The sequence below is a fragment of the Hoylesella oralis ATCC 33269 genome (genome assembly GCF_000185145.2).
Classification (GTDB): domain Bacteria; phylum Bacteroidota; class Bacteroidia; order Bacteroidales; family Bacteroidaceae; genus Prevotella; species Prevotella phocaeensis.
In genome coordinates this window covers 1,715,596-1,736,660 of record NZ_GL833119.1, presented here as the reverse complement: position 1 = coordinate 1,736,660, position 21,065 = coordinate 1,715,596, and the positions used below count along the sequence as shown (strand labels likewise).

Here is a 21,065-nt window from a genome sequence, read left to right as displayed (position 1 = left end):
ATTACTTTTGCAGAGTAAACTTTAAAATACAAAATAAGAAATCATGAAAAAAAGATTAGCTGTTGTACTATATTGCTTTATTGCAACAATGGCAAACGCACAAATCAAACTTCCCTCTTGGCTGAACAACGTAAAAGTATCGGGATATGGAATTACACAATTTCAGTACAGTTCACAAGAAAATGCCAAATCGAACACATTTAATCTGCGCATGGCAAGAGTTTCCCTTGACGGCCGCATTCTCAACGACTTTTATTGGAAAACACAGGTTCAATTTAACGGAAATACTTCTACATTGGGAAGCAGTCCTCGCATTGTAGATTTGTTTGCAGAATGGCAGAAATATGATTACTTTCGGATAAAATTAGGGCAATTCAAACGTCCTTTCAGTTTCGAAAATCCTATGCATCCCATTGATCAAGGTTTCATGAGTTACGGACAGGTCGTTACTAAATTAGTCGGATTTAACGACCGCAATGGCAGTCATGCATCGAATGGAAGAGATTTAGGTATTCAGCTACAAGGCGATCTTCTTAAAAATAAGCACGATAGAAATCTGATACATTACCAAATAGGTGTGTTTAATGGGCAGGGTATCAATGTAAAAGACGTTGATCAGCAAAAAGATATCATCGGCGGAATTTGGGTTATGCCGGTTTTAGGCATGAGAATCGGGGCATTCGGATGGACCGGTTCTTACTCCAGAAAAGGAACTTGGCAAGACGATATGGGCAATACATTATCCGGTATTCGTAAACTTAAGCAACGTAGATATGCCTTCTCTGCAGAATATAAAGTAGATGATTGGACATTTAGAAGCGAATATATTCATTCTACCGGTAATGCATTTAAAACAACATACCAGACAACAGAAACAAAAGACTGTACGCTCAGTGCAGACGGCGATAAGGCCGATGGCGTATATATGCTCGCTATTGTACCCATCACAAAGAATAAATTGCACGCTAAAGCTCGTTACGATATGTATCGCCCGACTGCAGAATGGAATAAAGCCAGAACACAATACGAAATTGGATTAGATTACGAATTCGCACAAAACCTTAAAATCAGTGGAGAATACGCTTTCATCAATGATCGCAGTTTAAGTACAGATCATAATTATAATATGGTAGACATACAACTATCCTTCAGATTTTAGCACTTTTCTTCTTATTCCAAAAATAATAAAAAGAATACTTCATGCCATGTTGAAGTATTCTTTTTATTTATTAAAGAAACAGAAAAGTATCTGTTTTTTATACACTTTCCTTATTTTTTCCTATATTTGTCCCAATTATCATCTAAAACATTAAACTATTAAAACTATGAACATTCCTATCGTATTTTGGCTTGTACCAATAGCTTCCATTATTGCATTAAGCATGGCATGGTTCTTCTTTAGCACGATGATGAAAGAAGATGAAGGGCTTCCACGTATGCGAGAAATCGCCTTATATGTACGTAAAGGTGCCATGACATACCTTAAACAACAATACAAAGTTGTATTGTATGTATTCATTGTCATTGCAATTATCTTCGCATTCATGGCATACGTGTTGAAAGTACAAAATCCGTGGGTGCCTTTTGCCTTCCTTACAGGCGGTCTTTTTAGCGGACTGGCCGGTTTCTTTGGCATGAAAACTGCCACATATGCATCGGGAAGAACAGCGAATGCTGCACGAAGCGGACTCGATCGAGGACTGAAGATTGCATTCAGAAGCGGAGCCGTAATGGGACTTGTCGTAGTTGGATTAGGACTTCTTGATATTGCAATATGGTTTCTTATTCTCAATGCATTCTATTCAGGAGAGCAGACATCTCTCATTACTATCACAACCACCATGCTTACTTTCGGCATGGGAGCATCTACCCAAGCTCTGTTTGCTCGTGTCGGTGGTGGTATCTATACAAAAGCTGCCGATGTAGGAGCCGATCTGGTTGGCAAAGTAGAGGCCGATATACCGGAAGACGATCCGCGAAATCCGGCGACAATAGCCGACAATGTTGGAGATAATGTAGGTGACGTAGCAGGGATGGGTGCCGATTTGTATGAAAGTTATTGCGGGAGTATTCTATCGACTGCAGCCCTTGGTGCCACGGCATTTGCCATGAATGGCGAAATGCAACTACGTGCAGTTATAGCCCCCATGATCATTGCAGCGGTCGGTATATTCTTAAGCCTTATCGGTATTTTCCTCGTCCGCACGAAAGAAGGTGCCGGAATGAAAGAACTACTCCATTCTCTTGGGTTCGGAACAAACGTATCAGCCATATTGATTGCAATCGCCACCTTCATCATATTATACCTACTGAACATGGAGAATTGGATGGGATTATCGTTCTCTGTTATCAGTGGATTGCTCGCCGGTGTCATTATCGGGCAATCTACAGAATACTATACCTCCCAAACTTATAAGCCTACCCAGAAGATTGCCGAGGCTTCGCAAACCGGTTCTGCGACCGTAATTATAAAAGGTATCGGTACTGGTATGATTTCTACGTGTATACCGGTTGTAGTTATTTCCGTTGCAATCATGATGAGTTATCTTTGTGCAAACGGTTTCAATATGAGCATGAGTGCCCAAAGCATCAGTCGAGGTCTTTATGGTATCGGTATCGCTGCGGTAGGTATGCTTTCTACTTTAGGAATAACTCTTGCCACAGACGCATACGGCCCTATCGCTGATAATGCCGGTGGGAATGCCGAGATGAGCGGATTGGGTGAAGATATCAGAAAGCGTACCGATGCTTTAGATGCCTTAGGAAATACCACTGCAGCAACTGGAAAGGGGTTTGCCATAGGTTCTGCCGCACTTACAGCCCTCGCCCTTCTGGCTTCATACATTGAAGAAATCAAGATTGCAATGATTCGTGCCGTAGAACAAGGCGAACAATTCATCAGTGCAGCCGGTACGGTGTTCGATCCGAAATCGGCAACAATGACAGATTTCATGCAATTCTTCCAAGTAAACTTAATAAATCCGAAAGTGCTTGTAGGCGCATTCATCGGTGCAATGGCAGCCTATCTCTTCTGTGGCCTCACCATGGGAGCGGTAGGAAGAGCTGCAGGTGCTATGGTTTCAGAAGTACGCCGTCAGTTCAAGGAAATCAAAGGAATTCTTGAAGGCAAGGCAACTCCCGATTATGGCCGTTGTGTGGAAATATCTACTCAGAGTGCACAACGCGAGATGGTTCTGCCTTCTCTCTTGGCAATCATTATTCCCATCATCGTAGGTATAGTGCTTGGAGTAGCGGGAGTATTAGGACTTCTTACAGGAGGATTGGCAGCCGGTTTCACATTGGCCATATTTATGGCTAACTCCGGTGGTGCATGGGATAATGCCAAAAAGATGGTAGAAGAAGGCAACTTCGGCGGGAAAGGCTCTGCATGCCATAAGGCAACTATCGTTGGCGACACTGTTGGAGATCCGTTCAAAGACACTTCCGGGCCATCACTCAATATCCTTATCAAACTTATGTCGATGGTAAGTATCGTAATGGCAGGCCTAACCGTTGCATTTATTTAATAATATTGTGGAGTTCTCAATATTTTTTATTACTTTTGCGGCATATTATAATAAAAAATATGTTAACAACACATAATCCACATAGGGGAAAGCACAATCGCAAACGTCTAATAAATTTAGACAATATGCAGATAGAACAAAAGCGGAGAAAGCGGAAAAGGCGTACCAAATACCTTATCAACGTGCTCTTCGTTACCATGTGCATTCTTGCCTTATTTATTATTATTGCTATTATATTTTCATATACAATAGATAAATAAACGATAAGATAAAAACAGGAAATAGAAACAAGAAGAATAACAAGAATATTCTCTCTTGTTTCTATTTTTATATTGCCAGCTACATTAATCCTATATCTAAGGTTCTTACTCCTTATTGGTAATTTCGTTCGATATATCATTAATCATTGTTACATATACACTTTAATATTGAAAAATATCGTATCTTTGTATCGCATAACATATATCATAATTCAATAATAGAATAATATAATATGAGCAGACATAGGGCGCTTTTTTTCGATATAGACGGTACTCTGGTGAGTTTCCAAATACATTCCATTCCCGAGTCTACTATTCATGCTTTGGAATTAGTAAAGAAAAACGGCATCAACATATTCATTTCTACGGGTAGGCCAATACAAATAATCACAAATCTAAAGGCCATAGAACATCTTATCGACGGCTATATTACTACAAACGGGGCTTACTGTTTTGCCGGAAAAAGAGAAATTTGTTGCACGCCTATTCTCTCCATTGATGTAGAAACCTTACTCAAAGATGCCACACAGAAAGATTATGCGGTGATAGTGGTGGGCGAAAAAGACATTGCCGTACATAATTACAAAGATATCGTAGACAGATTGTTCCGTGTAGGTTTTAATGTTACGAATATCGATTATAATCTACCGGTTGAAAAAGTGTTGCACCAAAGGATATTACAACTTACACCTTTCATCCCTCAGCCCATAGAAGATTTGCTCATGCCACAGTTGTGTAACTGCGAATCAGAACGGTGGCATCCCGAGTTTACCGACATTACCGTGAAGGGTACCGATAAGGGTAGCGCATTAAAAGCTATGGCTTCGGCATTGAATATCGATATTAAAGATACGATGGCTTTCGGTGATGGCGGAAATGATATTAGCATTCTCCAAAGTGCAGGAATAGGTGTTGCCATGGGAAATGCAGACGATCATGTAAAAAGCTATGCCGATTACGTAACTACCGATGTAGACCACGATGGCATCTTGAATGCTTTCAGGCATTTTAATCTAATTTAATTCAACCGAAAGTAAGAAAGGACAGAAAGAGTACTCCCCATAATAGATTTTTGTACGAGTTATAAATCAGACGCTAATCAATGACATTAGTACCCGAAACGAGAGAGGTTTTACTGAAACATGCTGCCATGTATGAGACGGTAGACTTTCTGAGTACTGATCCGAGTTACTTTATGCATCAAGTAAAGCAACCGCAAAATCAGGAGACAATGGCACTTATCGCATCAGTTCTCAGCTACGGTTCGCGCAAACAATTCTTCCCTAAAATACAATACATACTCAACTCTTCCGAAGGAAACGTTTACGATTGGATTAAGTCGGGCAAATATATAGCCAACATACCCGATAACAATCAATGCTATTACCGTCTACACACCAACCATTCCATATTCGTATTTCTGCAAGTTCTGCAAAAACTTATTACCGATTATGGTAGCCTAAAGCATTATATTACTGCTGAAGCTCATGACGGATATACGGCCATTAAGGCTATTTGTAAGTACTTTTCCATGCAATCGGCTCATCATATCATCCCGAAAGACACATCCTCTGCATGCAAAAGAATTTGCATGTTTCTCAGATGGATGGTTAGAGATAACTCTCCGGTAGACTTGGGATTATGGGCCGACATCATAGACAAACGTACACTTATCATACCTTTAGACACGCATGTATTGCACGAAGCAAACAAATTGTCACTTATTCAAAGCTCTACAACTTCAATGTCTACAGCCCGAAAATTAACAACAGTCCTGAAAGAGGTGTTTCCAGATGATCCTTTAAAAGGAGACTTCGCCCTTTTTGGATATGGTATCAATCATTAATATTTATTGAAATATAATGGAAATAAAGAAATCTGAATTTGTAATATCCGCGCCGACGATTGGCAAATGCCCTAACGATAATAAGCCGGAATATGCTTTTATCGGTCGGTCGAATGTAGGCAAATCAAGTCTTATCAATATGCTCTGCAACCACAAAGGTTTGGCTAAAACTTCGGCTACACCGGGCAAGACCTTGCTTATCAACCACTTCATCATCAACAATGAATGGTATTTGGTCGATCTTCCGGGCTATGGTTTTGCCAAACGTTCTAAGAGTGTGCAGAAACAGTTGCAGCAGATGATTTCATCGTATATACTGCAACGCGAGCAATTAGCCAATGTATTCGTACTGATAGATATCCGACATGATCCCATGACAATAGACCGTGAGTTCATCGACTGGCTGGGAGAAAGTAGTATTCCCTTTGCTATCGCCTTCACGAAAGCCGACAAATTGGGGCTCGTAAAGGCAAGACAGAATGCGGAGAAATGGATGAAAACACTACAAGATCGCTGGGAAACGCTTCCTCCATACTTCATAACAAGTGCCGAAAAGAAACAAGGACGCGACGAAATACTCGAATATATCGAAAGTATCAACAGAACATTGAAGTAAATGGCAAATCCTATTCCATATTTAGACGTACAGAACCTTACGAAATCTTTCGGTGCCCAAGTCCTTTTCAGCGACATTTCGTTTTCAATAGCCGAAGGACAACGCGTTGGACTTATTGCACAAAACGGGACCGGTAAGTCCACCCTACTCTCGATTCTTATGGGTAAAGAAGGCTACGATTCGGGTTCCATCATATATAAACGTAATCTGAAAGTAAGCTGTTTGGAGCAATCGCCCCAATTTGATCCCGCAGAATCGGTATTAGATGCATGCTTTAATCACCACGGAGATCCCGACAAGGTACTTAAAGCGAAGCAGATACTTACTCAACTTAAAATTTCAGACCTGCAACAACCTATGGGACAACTCAGCGGGGGGCAGCAGAAACGTGTGGCATTGGCCAATGTACTGACCACAGAACCTGATTTTCTTATCCTCGATGAGCCCACCAATCACCTCGATTTAGAAATGATAGAATGGCTCGAAGGCTTTCTATCGAGGGGAAACAGAACTCTTTTGATGGTTACACATGATCGTTTCTTCCTTGACCGCGTATGCAATCTTATCCTCGAACTCGATAATAGAATCTTATATACTTATAGAGGCAACTATAGTTATTATCTCGAAAAGCGACAGGAACGCATAGACAACACACGGGCAGAGATTGCAAGGGCAAATAACTTGTACAGAACCGAACTCGAATGGATGAGAAGAATGCCACAGGCACGCGGACACAAGGCCAAATATCGTGAAGATGCGTTCTACGATCTTGAGAGAAAGGCTAAACAAAGGATTGAAGAACGGCAGATACGTCTCAAAGCAAACAACGTATACATAGGCTCAAAAATCTTCGAATGTCAATATGTATCGAAAGCATGGGATAAGAATAACATTATTCTGAAAGATTTCTATTACAATTTCTCGCGTTTCGAAAAGATGGGGATTGTAGGAAGCAACGGTACAGGAAAGTCTACTTTCATTAAGATGTTGCTTGGGCTGGTGCCGGTAGATTCCGGAAAGTTCGATATTGGAGATACCGTGAAGTTCGGTTATTTCTCGCAAGACGGGCTCAAATTCGATGAACAACAAAAGGTAATCGATGTCATTACCGATATTGCCGATTATATAGATTTAGGTAAGGGAAGACACATGACCGCCTCACAATTCTTACAATACTTCATGTTTTCGCCCGATCAGCAACACAACTACGTTTACAAACTCAGCGGGGGTGAGCGGCGCAAACTGTATCTTTGTACGGTGTTGATGAGAAACCCGAACTTTTTAGTGCTCGATGAGCCGACAAACGATCTTGATATTCAGACATTACAAGTGCTCGAGGAATATTTGCAAGACTTTCCGGGCTGTGTGATTATCGTCAGCCATGACCGTTATTTCATGGATAAAGTGGTAGACCATCTGTTGGTGTTCAAAGGAGCAGGCGTGATAAAAGACTTTCCCGGGAATTACACTCAATATCGCGAATGGTCATCGTTGCAAAGCAAAGAAGACGAAAAACCTCGTAATGAAAAGCCTGAAAAGGATAAGAAAGACCATTATCAAAGCAATAAACGCAAGATGTCTTTCAAAGAGAAACGCGAATTTGAACAACTTGAGAAAGACATAGCTATGCTCGAAGCCGAGCAGAAACAATTAGAAGAATTGCTTTGCAGTGGAAACCTCTCAGTTGAAGAACTCACTGAAAAGAGCAAACGACTACCTGTAATTAAGAAAGAACTCGATGAAAAAGGCATGAGATGGCTGGAATTATCGGAACTGGCATAAAACCATTATCTAACAAGAATATTTCCTTAATCTGACAAACAATAACAATCTGGAACACAACATATCATTTTACATTAATTTATATCGTCGTGCGTTCAAAGAATGTAAGACAAAATGGTTTGACTTTTATAATCCTTATATATACTTATATGCTTCTATTATTTTCTTTCCATGGTGTTACAATGGTATTAGATTATGTATATAACAAGCATACATGCACAATCTAACACCATTAAACGTTATCTGTACCGCATCGCTTTACGGCAAACTGCGCTACAATGTTTCGCATTCTTCTATCCAAAGTTTACTTACTGCATCGCTCGGCATGCGCCAATCACCCCGTGGACTTAGGCTTACACTGCCGACTTTCGGCCCATCCGGCAGACACGAACGCTTGAACTGTTGCGAGAAAAACCTGCGAAAGAACGTTCGGAGCCAGTGTTTTATCACCTCATCCGTATATTCACTATGTGCCCCCTTCTCCATTTCATCAGCATACCCCTGTCGTGTAGCAAAAGCCTTCTGTGCAAGTATAAAGATTTTACGGGGGCGGAAACCGAAACGCAGGAAATAATAAAGAAAGAAATCATGCAATTCGTACGGACCTACAAGGTCCTCGGTTTTCTGTTTGATCCGTCCGTCGGCATCGGCAGGTATCAGTTCCGGCGAAATCGGAGTCTCCATAATATCCGCCAGAATGTCCGAGACATCACCCATCAGCGTTGCTACATAATGCACAAGATGGCGGATGAGTGTCTTTGGAATACCTGCATTCACGCCATACATCGACATGTGGTCGCCGTTATAAGTTGCCCACCCCAGCGCCAGTTCAGACAAATCGCCGGTACCGACAACCAGTCCACCGACTTGATTACTCAAATCCATCAGTATTTGAGTGCGCTCACGAGCCTGCGAATTCTCGTAAGTGACGTCATGAACGGTAGCATCATGGCCGATATCTTCGAAATGTTGGGTTACACTCTTGGCGATATTGATTTCACGGATGGTGATACCGAGGCGTTGCATAAGACTTATTGCGTTGCGATAAGTACGGTCTGTGGTTCCAAAGCCCGGCATAGTAACGCCGATAATTCCTTTGCGATCGAGTTTAAGCGTATCGAACGTGTTCACACATACAAGCAAAGCCAGCGTAGAGTCGAGCCCTCCACTCACACCGATAACCACCTTTGTACAGCCCGTATGCACAAGCCGTTTGGCAAGCCCCATCGACTGAATGGTGAAAGCCTCGTCGCAACTTCGTTTCATATCGGCACTCTTAGGGACAAACGGATGAGGATCGACGTGCCTTTCCAAGATAAAATCGCGTTCAACTTTCATTGGATAAAGCCGATGCAACACGGCGGTAGAACGGTGTTTCACATCGCCTCCCGACAGTTCGGCAGCTATTCCGTAGCCATCGCGTTGCTGTAACAGCGAAATATTCCGCACGGCATTCACGTATGTTGAATTAGTACGTCGCTCCGAGCGCAGACGGTCAATATCTATTTGCTGTACCTGTATCTGATTTTCAAGGGCAAAACGTTTGCCCTGCGCCAACAGATGTCCGTTTTCATAAATCAGCGCATTACCTCCATAAACCACATCCTGTGTACTTTCTCCGAACCCACTGCTGCTGTATATATATCCGGTCATTGTTCGTGCGCTTTGCTGTGCCAATACACTCATCAGGTAGTTATGCTTGCCTATCAGTTCATCGCTTGCGGAAAGATTGAAGATCAATTCGGCACCGGCAAGCGCCAGATGATTGCTCGGAGGTACGGGCGCCCATACATCTTCGCATATCTCTACACCGAATTTAACGCCATCATCGGTAACAAAAAGTTGAGGCTCCGGAGTAATTTCTATCTTCTGCCCTGCAAAACGAACCACAGTAGGCTTCAAATCTTGCGATGATGCAAACCATCGCTTTTCGTAAAACTCGCTGTAATTGGGCAGATAAGTTTTGGGAACAATGCCGATAATCTGCCCTTGTTGGATGACTACAGCGCAGTTAAGCAATAAATCGCCGGCCACGATAGGCAAGCCTACGATGCTGACAATGTCGAGCTGACGCGTGAAATCGAGCAAATGGAACACGGCATCTTCGGCAGCATCGAGCAACACCTGCTGACGAAAAAGGTCTTGACAACTATATCCGGTAATGCTCAACTCGGGAAAGACAATTACTTCTACTCCCTTTCCTTCTGCCTGAACAATCAATGTTTCTACCTGTTCCAGATTATATTTACAGTCTGCTACCCTAATCGCAGGTACGGCAGATGCTACTTTTATAAATCCCTGTTTCATTTTATTTCGGCATTAAGATATCAGCGTATAGTTACTTGAGTGGCGCCATATCCGTATTCTTGGAAACTGGCGTCTTGATACAGATACCGCTTATAACGGTAGTTGAGTTCGTGTATGATTGCGCTTCGAAGTACTCCTTCACCCTTTCCATGAATAAAAACGATCTTTTGTCCTTTCTTACTACTGTAATCGGCAAGGGTATCACGGAACTTTTTCAATTGATAATTCAGAATATCCGCATTATTCATACCGGCAGTAGTTTCAAGCAATGCTTCGGCATGGAGGTCTATCACGACCGTGTCTTCATCGCCCCGATGCTTTATCCGAAACGGGTTCGCTTGTTTTTTTCTATCATCATATCTCCTTACATAGCTGTTGTTATGACCAGTAGAAGCATTTGAAGACACTGTACTTGCAAGCTGATTATCGGAAGACTTGGCATACATTTGCTCTTTCAAACTTTTAGCATCCGCTACAAGAGGACGGGCCGGCTTATCGTTTTCGATAATGGTATAAAGCAAAGCCGGCTGCTCAAAGAAGTCGTTTTCTTGGAAAGTATGCAATTTATAGAACTTGACATTATCGATACGGAACTGGACATCTACCGATGGTTTCAAGATAAACGATTTGTCGCGCTTATAAGCAACGAGCTGAACGGACACATGTTCTAAGGAATTCAGGTCTTCACGTCCGAATTCCTCGATAAACTCTTTGGTATTAGGCTCTATTTCTCCCTGCGATTTCAGCGACCAGTTTTGCCCTTCGGCGGTCATATAAGCGTATTGCATATAGTAATTACTATCGTTTACAAAATAACATTCGAAACGAGTATTTGTAATTTCCTTGATATCGACAGGCACAAACGCGAGATATGCACTTAGCAAATTTCCGCCTTTACGCTCCTCCAAAGGTTTCTGAAACGATATCTCTCTATCGGCAGGATCATAGCTTTCTACGTTCATATCTATCGCCTCATCCATTCCTTCCTTTATTTTAGCTTTCACAGACTGCCCGTCTACGGCTGCACCGCCCATTTGCTTCGCAGATAGAGCCGATACTGTTTTGTCGATAACCTTGGCAATACTGTAATCTTCATTCTCTATCACCACCACATCGCGAATAGATGTAGGTATCTGAAAACCGTCTTCATCTTCTACCAATACGATATTCTTGCCTTGGAAACCGGCTATCTTTCCACCACCGGTTTCACTGAGAAACCGAACTTTATCTCCTATTTTCATAATCTTTACTATATTATAAGTTAAGGAATAAGCAAACTGCTGTCACCATAACTTAAAAACCTAAAGTCGTGCGACAGAGCATAATTGTAGATTGTACGCCAATCTCCATACACAAAAGCACTGACCAAAAGCAACAAGGTGCTCTGTGGTTGATGGAAATTGGTTACCAACATCTTTACTATTTTATATTCATACCCGGGCGCAATAATAATTTGAGTAGATGAATGCAATGCACTAAGCCCGTTTCTATCTAAGTAACTGAGCACATTCTTAATAGCTTCCATAGGCGTAAGCATAGCCTTTGTTTCATAAGGAGTCCACTGCCCGACATGGAGTTCCTCCTCTGTAGCGTCGGGATGTGCAGCAAGGTACACACCCATGTAGTAAAGACTTTCCAGCGTACGCACACTTGTAGTACCCACAGCAATGGCCTGACAATCGTGTTTCAATAGCTTTTCGAGTGTTTGCCTATGTACACAAATGTACTCAGTATGCATCTTATGGCCTTCTATTTCATCGCTCTTCACCGGTTTAAAAGTTCCTGCACCTACATGCAACGTAAGTTCTTCGCGGTCTATACCGTGGGTATCGAGATCCTTCAACACGCTGTCGGTAAAATGAAGACCGGCAGTAGGTGCAGCTACAGAACCTTTTATCTTGGAGTAAACAGTTTGGTAAGTTGTCTTATCACTCTCTTGCGTATCCCTATTCAGGTAGGGAGGTATAGGTAGTTCACCCACAGTTTCAAGGATTTCGGCAAACGATACTTTGTTATTATTCCAGCTAAAATCCACCCAATGGCCAGTACCATATTCTTCTTTTCTGGCAGCTATAAGCGTAAGACGATGCCCATTTATTTCGAAATCGCGCTTTAATATTCCCTCTTTCCACTTCTTTAAATTGCCAATCATACAAAGCCACGAACAATGTTCGGAGGTTTGGAACATCAATTCATAATCTGTAGGATCGACAGGCTCAAGTAAAAATACTTCAATCTGTGCTCCCGTTTCTTTACGAAAATGTATTCTTGCCTGAATAACCTTCGTATTATTGAAGACCATCAGAGCACCTTTCGGCAAATATTCGGGAAGATTATAAAATAAATCATCACTCACTTCGCCGTGCTTATAGACAAGCAATTTACTATGATCGCGTTGCGAAATGGGAAATTTAGCAATACGTTCATCGGGAAGTTGGTAATTGTAATCACTGATATGTATATGTTTTGTATCCATCAATTTAGGTAAGACATTAAATATAAAATACGAACAATGCGCGGAGAACTGCATATATAAGTATCAGACATACAACCGTGATCACGATATTGATATCGGTAAGTGCGTAACCTGTAACAGTATATTGTGACGACACATAATTGTTTTTGGGTGATATGCGATTATAAACGTACCTAAAAAGAATATAAGAGAGTGTTCCGCAAATGGTTCCCCATAACAAACCTACCAAGATATCTGAAGGATAATGCACTCCTAAATATAAACGGGTATAGCAATTCAAGACAGACCATCCGATCATAAAAACGGTAAAAATCCTATCCTTCACAAGCAAGCTGAAGAACAAGGCCAAAGAAAATGTATTAGCAGCATGAGCAGAGAAGAAACTATAACCTGTTTCACGCATATTGTCGACGATATCAATAGTATATTTAATGATAGGATCATTGCTCGGACGGCTGCGTGCCACAAGGGGTTTCATTATTCCATCGGCCATTCCGTCTGCAAGAACCACACATAACAATGCACAACCGATAATCAGACATATTTGTCCCATCGTCTCATTATTCTTGACAACAAGATAAAACAAAGATAAATATAAAGGCAGCCATGTCAGGCCGGATGTAAAAGTTACCATCAAGCCATCCAAGAATAAGGAGTCGGAACCGTTGAAGAAACCTAACAACATCCTATCTGCCTCTATCAATCCTTGTATATCCATCAATCGATATTATTTTATACGCGTTCTTTCTTAGATTTCTTCAATCTGCGAAGTCAATATCCATCCTTCCCTGCCATCGGCAAGACGTATTCCACGCCACCCCTTCATACTATCATCAGTGACGTCTACACGCGTGCCTTCGTGTATCACAAACTCATCATTACCACTATGTACAGGCGTATTTTTTATACCGGCCGAGGGAGCTATAACGACAGCTCCCGTTCGTTTTTCAAACTGCAATTTCTGTTGATAAGCCAATACATTGCTTAAAAGAAAAAGCAATACGAAAGCTACTCCGCCATAAAAACCAATCTTGCGCAACACAAGACGAGGCCCGAACAAATAGAGCAACATTAAAATCAGTGCGATAATCAATGAACTGATAGCTGTTACAGCCCACTCATCGACACTCATCAAATTAACAAGCGAATGATACCAAGTAATAAAAAACATTTCACTTTCCGGCGTAATCTTATCTATCGTACGACTACGTGCGAACTGTAAATTGAAACGAATATCCTTATCTCCGGGCGATAACACATAAGCACGTTCATAAGCCAATACTGCCTGTGTTATATTATTAGTACGGAAATAGGCATTACCCAGATTATAATATAAATCTGCAGATACTCCCTGCTTTAGCAATTCTTCGTAATCTTTAATTGCTTGTTGGTAATTACCTTTACGATATTCCGTATCGGCATTTTCTTTTGTTATTGCCAATGAAGACAATGGTACAAAAATAATCAGTAACAACAACAGCACGGTACGATTTGTAAAGATACGGCCTTTCGATCCATGCCCCTTTTTCATTACTCTTTCAATATCCATAATTGCGGTCATTGCCGACTCGAAAGTCTTGTTCATATTACCGGCTGTATCTCCGGGAGCATAACGTTCAAATTCACATTCATCAAGCGCAGAAATGAACTTACCGATCGTTTCATCGTTTATCTGATACCGATGCAGGTTATCTGCAATGTTCTCTCGCGAGAGTTGTTCTGCCGGCATATTCAATTTATCGCTTACATATCCCCAAAGAGCATGTAGCACTTCGTCGTAGAATTCGTTCTGCCTACCAGCCAACATCAGGCTATTGGCTTTCTTCAATCGTTTGGTTGCAACTTTATTAGCCTTTTTACCACGCATCTTTACAATATCTGCATTATCAAGAGCTCTTTTGCGGAAAATAACAAGAAGTGCTACAAAAACCATCAATAAAAAGAGAAGACAAATCCAATAGGTATTACTTCCATAGAAGAATTCCCCATCCTTATGTAAAACGGTTGTGCCTAACTTAAGTGCGTGGATATCCTTGTCTTCTTCCGAAGAATAATCGGTTATGGCACCTCCTTTCCCATCCCCCTTCTCTACTGTTATATGAAAAGCCTGCGTTTTGATAGTCTTATAAGCATCAATAGATGTATCATAATAAGTAAAAGCGATTGCCGGAATGGTATAATTTCCTTGGTTACGGGGAACCACAAGGAAATCATATATCATATTTCCCTCTACTCCATTCTCCGTAAGCTTAGTTTTATCGATTATTTTGGGATCATATTTATCAAAATCTTTCGGTAATTGTAATTCGGGTTGCTTAATCAACTTCAAATTACCAATACCGCCAACAACTACACGTAACGAAACAGGATCGCCTGCTTTCACAGTATTATGATTTATCTGGGCAGTAATATTAAATTTACCGACTCCACCAGAGAAGCCTGCAGGACGTTGGGGCAACGGATCTACTTGTATGGCAACACTCGGAGCCACAATATTACGTTTGACTTCTACATAACCGGAACCTCCGTTAAAGAACGCCTCGAAAGGATCGACAGAACGGTTTTCCTGAACCACTATACCTTTAAACGTGATGCTCGGAATTTCAAGTTTACCCGTCATTTGAGGATACATTACATACTGACTCCATGTTACACAGCGGTAATTCCTTCCGTTTACTTTCTCTATATGGAAACTCTTCTGTTGCGGGAGCTTTACTTCTTGAGTATGGAAACCATTAAGGTCGGGCATCTTACCTTCAAGTTGTGTCAGCTCAACCAAAGTATAAACTTTGTAAGTAAGCAAAATAGGTTCCTGCTCATGCACTCTCCTTTTATTGGCACTAACCTTAATAAAAAGATCGTTACCCGAAATAGCAGAACCGGCAGAACGCACCTGAGAGCCGTCATAGTCGTTATGCATATTCGGAGCTCCGCCATTGTTACGAGCTTTCCCCGAAACACTTATTCTGACAGCTTTCGATGCAACAGTTTTCCCTCCAATAACAGCATGAGCAGCCGGTATCGTAAAAGTACCATTTTTAGAAGCATAAAGCGTATAAGTAAAAGTAATGGACGAAGAGCTGCTTGTATGCCCATTAACCATTTGATAACTTGATTGTCGGGATGTGTATGGCCCTGCAATAACTTCCAAGGCTGCAGGAATATTACCGGCTCTAAAATCTTCCACTTCATCAGTGCTAACCGTATATGCAAGTCGGAAATTTTCTCCGGCAGCAACCTGTGACGGAACAGAAACAGAAATAGTTTGTGCGTAGACTGTTCCTCGACCGTATACAACGGATATTATAAGAATGAATATATATCTGAAACAGTTATTCATAATGGCCTTTATTAACATATATCTACCAACACAACAATGCCTCATAATCACCAATTCTTCTGTAAACGTTTGGAACGCTGCTGCTGCATAGCTTGCCTGAGCCGTTGTTGAGTGGCTTTTTCTTCCTGCATAGCTGCATTCAAAAGCTGTTCTGCATTGTCTTTACTCATTTGGTCTTTAGGTTGTTGTTGCTGTTTGTCCTTGTTTTTATCTTGTTTATCTTTGTCTTTATCCTTATTTTGCTTTTGTTTATCGTTATTCTTATTATTTTTTTTATCTTTATCTTTGTTCTGATTTTGTTTCTGGTTCTTGGAGAGTTTTTTGCAAAGAGCAAGGTTATAGCGAGTTTCATTATCATCAGGATTATTCCTCAAACTTTCTTTATAAGCCTCAATAGCTTCACTGTACATCTGATGTTTTTGGCATACAACTCCGATATTGTGATAGATCATGGCCTTTCTTGCCTTTCCGCTCTCTGCTTTACCGGCATTCTGAAACTGAATGACTGCAGCCGAATCTTTCTGTTGCTGCATCAAGGCACAACCCAAATTATACATAGCCTGTACATTATTGGGATTTCTCCCTAATGCTTTTCGGTACTCGACTTCAGCTTTCGCGTAATTTTGCTGCCGATACAATCTGTTTCCACTGCGAATGGACTGTCGATCGGTCTGCGAGTAAGCATTATTACATAGCACCAAAACAAGCATAACAAATATGTAACGTAGGAAATTATTCATCATTCCAATCATTTCTTTTTAAACAACCGTACATTTTTCAACAGCGGATTTTTACTTTCAAGAATACATACTTCGGCTATCAGGAGCAGCAATGCAAGGATACCGAAAGCAACAAATTGCTCATCATACGCACTGTAGATCACGCTATCACTCTCCCCCTTTTGGAGCTTGGTCAACTCATCATTTAACTTCTCCTGTGCATCGCTCGTATTATCTACATGGATATAAGTTCCGTTGCCGGCCTGTGCAATCTCTTTACACATCTGTTCGTTAAGTTTAGTCATTACAGTTTGTCCGGATGCATCCTGCAAATAACCGCCATTGGCCATAGGTATAGGCGCCCCATTCGTACTGCCTATGCCTAATATAAATATGTTATATCCCTTGGCCCTTGCCGCCTTAGCTGCCTCAATGGCACCGCCTTCGTGGTCTTCACCGTCGGTAATTACTATGATAGCTTTACCCACTTTATCTTGTTGAGTAAAACTCTTCGATGCCAAATTAATAGCTCCGGCAATGTCGGTTCCTTGTGTTGCAATCAAAGAGGGATCGATATTTTGCAAGAACATCTTGGCACTTACATAATCGCTTGTTATCGGCAACTGTACGAAAGCATCCCCTGCAAATACTATCAAACCTATTTTATCATTAGTAAAGTTATCTACTAAATTCTCTACAAGCAATTTGCTTTTGGCAAGACGCGAGGGAGTAACATCCTCGGCCATCATAGAATTCGAGATATCTAAAGCTATAATAGCTTCTATACCGTTACGCTTTTCATGTGATACTTTTGTCCCCATTTGCGGACGGGCAAGCATAACAATCAATAAAGCCAAGGCGGAAAGAAGCAATGAGAACTTCACTGTAGGTCTATATTTAGATACGTCAGGAGTTAATCTCCTAATTAATTCAATATCTCCGAATGCTCTCAATTTCTTTTTCCGACGCTCCCATACGAAAAATCTGATAACAACCAATACGGGTATTATCAATAAAAGCCAAAGATATATGGAATCTTCAAATCTAAACATACTTACTTAATCATTAATTATCAACAACTTAATAAGAACGTAATCAAGGTATTCTCCTAAATACTATCGTCCTTAATAGTATCTCGAGCAACAGACATAAGATTGCTGCTATGGCAAAAGGTTGGTAACCTTCATAGCGTTTTGAGTATTTCTTAACGTCCATCTTCGTCTTTTCCAGTTTATCTATGTCATTATAGATTTGCTTAAGTTCACGATTATTAGTTGCTCTGTAAAAGTTTCCATCGGTAGTTGCAGCAATATCGCTCAATGTTTTAGTATCTATTTCTACTGGGATATTGACATATTGTATGCCGCCGGTAACAGGCATCGGATATCTTGCCACCTTATTCGTACCCACACCTATAGTATAGACTCTTATACCAAGACTTTTCGCTATCTGTGCCGAAGTCATCGGAGATAAATCACCCATATTGTTACTTCCATCGGTCAATAAGATAACTACCTTGCTCTTCGCCTTAGAATCTTTCAGCCGCGAAACGGCATTGGCAAGTCCCATTCCCACGGCCGTACCATCTTGTATCAATCCACGGGCAGCAATATCGGTACGAACGTTTTGCAAAAGATTGAGTAAAGAAGCATGGTCTGTCGTCATTGGGCATTGTGTAAATGCCTCGCCTGCAAATATTGTAAGCCCTATGTTATCATTAGGACGCCCTGCTATAAACTCTGCGGCAACAGCCTTTGCAGCCTCTATTCGATTAGGATGCAGGTCTTCCGCCAGCATCGAAGTAGAGACATCCATTGCCAGCATAATATCTATACCTTCTACAGATTTTTTATCCCACGCATTATGTGTTTGGGGACGAGCGAGTACAATGATGATAAGCGTAAAGGTAATACACCGAAGTAACATTGGCAAGTGAATCAACCGAATGCGCCAACTCTTCGGTGCAAACTGATAGGCATGCGTATCACTCAGCTGCATCGTTGGCTCGCTCTTCTTACGATACATAAAATACCATAAAATATATGGTATCAGCAATAGCAGTAGAAGGAAATATTCTTTGTTTACAAATTCCACTTTTCTTTCATTTAAACGTTAGAAGCTGCAAGAAGAAAGTCAAAAAGACTGTTACAACAACAACTCATAACAATTATATACCACGTAAATAAGCAGACCGGCAACCATAGCAGCAATTGCATACAGCAATATCTTGGTAGTCAATCTGTAGTGTCTCGACCTAATATCATCGGCACTAAGTTCCGGAACAATACGTTCTTCTGTGGGCTGCCCTTCTATCTTAGTCTGATCGATAAAGTTTATCGCATTGACCAAATTCAAATCGTTTTCGTTGATCTGCGTAGAATATTTGGCGAACTTTACAAGGTCTGCCGTCTGAAAAAGTTCCCGAAGTTCATCGATCATCTTCCGGTCACCTGCCTCTTGCAGTTTGAATATGATTTCGGAACTTGTCATCTCCATGGCATTGAACCCGAAACGTTCTTGTATATACTGCCTTAATGTATCGGTCAGAAGCGTATAATATTCCTTTTGATTTTCAGATATATTCATGCGATCAGACTTGATTTTGTCTATTTCGTTCATAGCACGTTGATGCGCAGGAATATGTTTTACGATCCTAATATGCGTGATAATCGGCTTATTCTGTTTTAGCCTTATAAAAAGATATCCCCCTATTGCACATAGTATTGCTACAAGCAAAGATAACCAAAACATCGGGCTCCATTCTTTCCAAAGGAAAGGATTATTTTGTACATCTTTCGGAGGAAAAAACTGATTGGGATGCAATGTATCCACATCCATTGTAACAACTTTCAATGCTACGGTATTTCCTTCTACGTTTTTGCCATCTATTTTTACTTTAATTCCCGGTATCGCATAAAGTTTTTCATCAAACGAAGTAATGGTATACGTCTTGGAAACCTTTATCATGCCATTGTCTAACGATGTCGTATCACCGGTGGAAATATCAAGTAACTCTACTCCGGGAACGAGATAATGCAAAGGTTTCAATGCTGGGAAGATAATACGAGCACCCTTGTGAGCGGTTACGTCCACGGTTAAATGAGCCTGTTGCCCGATCATAATTCCAACTGAGTCGACTTTCTGTACAACAGATACCTGCGACATGACCGTTAATGCATGAACTACACATACAAGCATCAATACTATATGTTTAAAATATCTCGATCTCACCAATATTTATATATTAATATCTCACTTCAAAAAAACTCAAATTACCGATTTGCTCACACACCGTCAGTTTCCTCTTTGTGCAAAAAGAAGCATCATTGCTCTTACATAATCTTCATTTGTTGCAATACTTATCCAATCTACATTGCTTTTGGCAAACGTCTCCTTCAGTTCATGCTCACGCTCTAACCAATAGCGGGCATGCGCCTTGCGAAGTTTATTCGAACCGGTATCTATAAACATCTCGTATCCGGTCTCAGCATCCTTTACTTTCATCAAACCGATATTAGGTAGAGATTTAGCAGCCGGATCGTACACCTGAATAGCCACGACATCGTGCTTTCTATTAGCTATCTGCAATTGATTCAGGAAACTGTTCTGCGAATAAAAATCGCTTAACACAAATGCTGTGCAGCGTCGTTTCATCACTCTTGTAAGATACTCTATAGCTGCACCGATATCGGTTCTCTTGCTTTGCGGATGAAAATCGAGCATTTCCCTTATAATATAAAGTATATGCTTACGCCCCTTCTTAGGAGGAATATACTTTTCTATTCTGTCGGAAAAAAATATTACGCCGATCTTATCATTATTTTGAATGGCGCTGAAAGCAATCGTCGCCGCAATTTCTGTTGCCATATCCCGCTTAAATTGCCGCCTTGTTCCGAAATCCAATGAACCGGAAACATCAATAAGGAGCATTACCGTAAGTTCGCGTTCTTCTTCGAACACTTTAACAAACGGGCGATGGAAACGAGCCGTAACGTTCCAATCGATATCACGAACATCATCGCCGAACTGGTATTCCCTCACTTCAGAGAAAGCCATACCTCGTCCTTTGAATGCCGAATGGTATTGTCCTGCGAAGATATTTTGACTCAATCCTCGAGTCTTAATCTCTATTTTACGTACTTTCTTTAATATCTCTTGCGTTTCCAAACTCTCGCTTTTTATAAATTTGCAA

16 protein-coding genes are annotated in these 21,065 nt (G+C 41.0%); 6 read left to right on the top strand and 10 right to left on the bottom strand.

Annotated features, from left to right (window positions below):
- Positions 1-43 precede the first annotated feature (43 nt).
- The 6 genes from HMPREF0663_RS09655 to abc-f all read left to right on the top strand — a co-directional run bounded on the left by HMPREF0663_RS09655 (position 44) and on the right by abc-f (position 8,031).
- Positions 44-1,159 (top strand): porin, encoded by a 1,116-nt coding sequence (locus tag HMPREF0663_RS09655; protein WP_004370304.1) that lies wholly within the window; start codon positions 44-46, stop codon positions 1,157-1,159.
- A 166-nt stretch (positions 1,160-1,325) separates the two neighbouring features.
- Positions 1,326-3,527: a sodium-translocating pyrophosphatase gene (locus tag HMPREF0663_RS09650; protein WP_004370303.1), complete on the top strand. Its 2,202-nt coding sequence runs from the start codon at positions 1,326-1,328 to the stop codon at positions 3,525-3,527.
- Positions 3,528-4,020: 493 nt separating this feature from the next.
- A complete protein-coding gene (locus HMPREF0663_RS09640) occupies positions 4,021-4,809 on the top strand; it encodes a Cof-type HAD-IIB family hydrolase (protein ID WP_004370301.1) in 789 nt (262 codons plus the stop codon).
- Positions 4,810-4,889: 80 nt separating this feature from the next.
- Positions 4,890-5,633, top strand: a complete 744-nt coding sequence (locus HMPREF0663_RS09635) for a TIGR02757 family protein (protein ID WP_004370300.1) — start codon at positions 4,890-4,892, stop codon at positions 5,631-5,633.
- A 16-nt stretch (positions 5,634-5,649) separates the two neighbouring features.
- On the top strand, positions 5,650-6,249 hold the full coding sequence (gene yihA, locus HMPREF0663_RS09630) for a ribosome biogenesis GTP-binding protein YihA/YsxC (RefSeq protein WP_004370299.1): 600 nt from the start codon (positions 5,650-5,652) through the stop codon (positions 6,247-6,249).
- The gene (gene abc-f / locus HMPREF0663_RS09625; RefSeq protein WP_004370298.1) at positions 6,250-8,031 is read left to right on the top strand and encodes a ribosomal protection-like ABC-F family protein; all 1,782 of its coding nucleotides are present in this window, start codon (positions 6,250-6,252) and stop codon (positions 8,029-8,031) included.
- A 273-nt stretch (positions 8,032-8,304) separates the two neighbouring features.
- On the opposite strand, the gene HMPREF0663_RS09620 is transcribed toward abc-f, so the two are convergent.
- From HMPREF0663_RS09620 to HMPREF0663_RS09575, 10 genes are all read right to left on the bottom strand, one after another.
- Positions 8,305-10,338 (bottom strand): NAD(+) synthase, encoded by a 2,034-nt coding sequence (locus tag HMPREF0663_RS09620; protein ID WP_004370297.1) that lies wholly within the window; start codon positions 10,336-10,338, stop codon positions 8,305-8,307.
- Positions 10,339-10,358: 20 nt separating this feature from the next.
- Positions 10,359-11,579, bottom strand: coding sequence for a DUF2027 domain-containing protein (locus tag HMPREF0663_RS09615; protein ID WP_004370296.1), 1,221 nt, complete (start codon positions 11,577-11,579; stop codon positions 10,359-10,361).
- A gap of 20 nt (positions 11,580-11,599) precedes the next feature.
- The gene (locus HMPREF0663_RS09610; protein ID WP_004370295.1) at positions 11,600-12,814 is read right to left on the bottom strand and encodes an S-adenosylmethionine:tRNA ribosyltransferase-isomerase; all 1,215 of its coding nucleotides are present in this window, start codon (positions 12,812-12,814) and stop codon (positions 11,600-11,602) included.
- Between the two features lie 16 nt (positions 12,815-12,830).
- Complete coding sequence (locus HMPREF0663_RS09605) at positions 12,831-13,532, bottom strand: phosphatase PAP2 family protein (protein ID WP_004370294.1); 702 nt, start codon at positions 13,530-13,532, stop codon at positions 12,831-12,833.
- Between the two features lie 30 nt (positions 13,533-13,562).
- On the bottom strand, positions 13,563-16,154 hold the full coding sequence (locus tag HMPREF0663_RS09600; RefSeq protein ID WP_016665151.1) for a BatD family protein: 2,592 nt from the start codon (positions 16,152-16,154) through the stop codon (positions 13,563-13,565).
- A gap of 47 nt (positions 16,155-16,201) precedes the next feature.
- Positions 16,202-16,897, bottom strand: a complete 696-nt coding sequence (locus HMPREF0663_RS09595) for a tetratricopeptide repeat protein (protein WP_016665152.1) — start codon at positions 16,895-16,897, stop codon at positions 16,202-16,204.
- 5 nt (positions 16,898-16,902) lie between these two features.
- Positions 16,903-17,925 carry a vWA domain-containing protein gene (locus HMPREF0663_RS09590; protein WP_004370291.1) on the bottom strand — a complete coding sequence of 341 codons (1,023 nt, stop codon included), beginning with the start codon at positions 17,923-17,925 and terminating at the stop codon, positions 16,903-16,905.
- A gap of 43 nt (positions 17,926-17,968) precedes the next feature.
- The gene (locus HMPREF0663_RS09585) at positions 17,969-18,967 is read right to left on the bottom strand and encodes a vWA domain-containing protein (protein ID WP_004370290.1); all 999 of its coding nucleotides are present in this window, start codon (positions 18,965-18,967) and stop codon (positions 17,969-17,971) included.
- Positions 18,968-19,018: 51 nt separating this feature from the next.
- The gene (locus tag HMPREF0663_RS09580) at positions 19,019-20,071 is read right to left on the bottom strand and encodes a BatD family protein (protein WP_004370289.1); all 1,053 of its coding nucleotides are present in this window, start codon (positions 20,069-20,071) and stop codon (positions 19,019-19,021) included.
- 96 nt (positions 20,072-20,167) lie between these two features.
- Positions 20,168-21,040, bottom strand: a complete 873-nt coding sequence (locus HMPREF0663_RS09575) for a DUF58 domain-containing protein (RefSeq protein ID WP_004370288.1) — start codon at positions 21,038-21,040, stop codon at positions 20,168-20,170.
- Positions 21,041-21,065 lie beyond the last annotated feature (25 nt).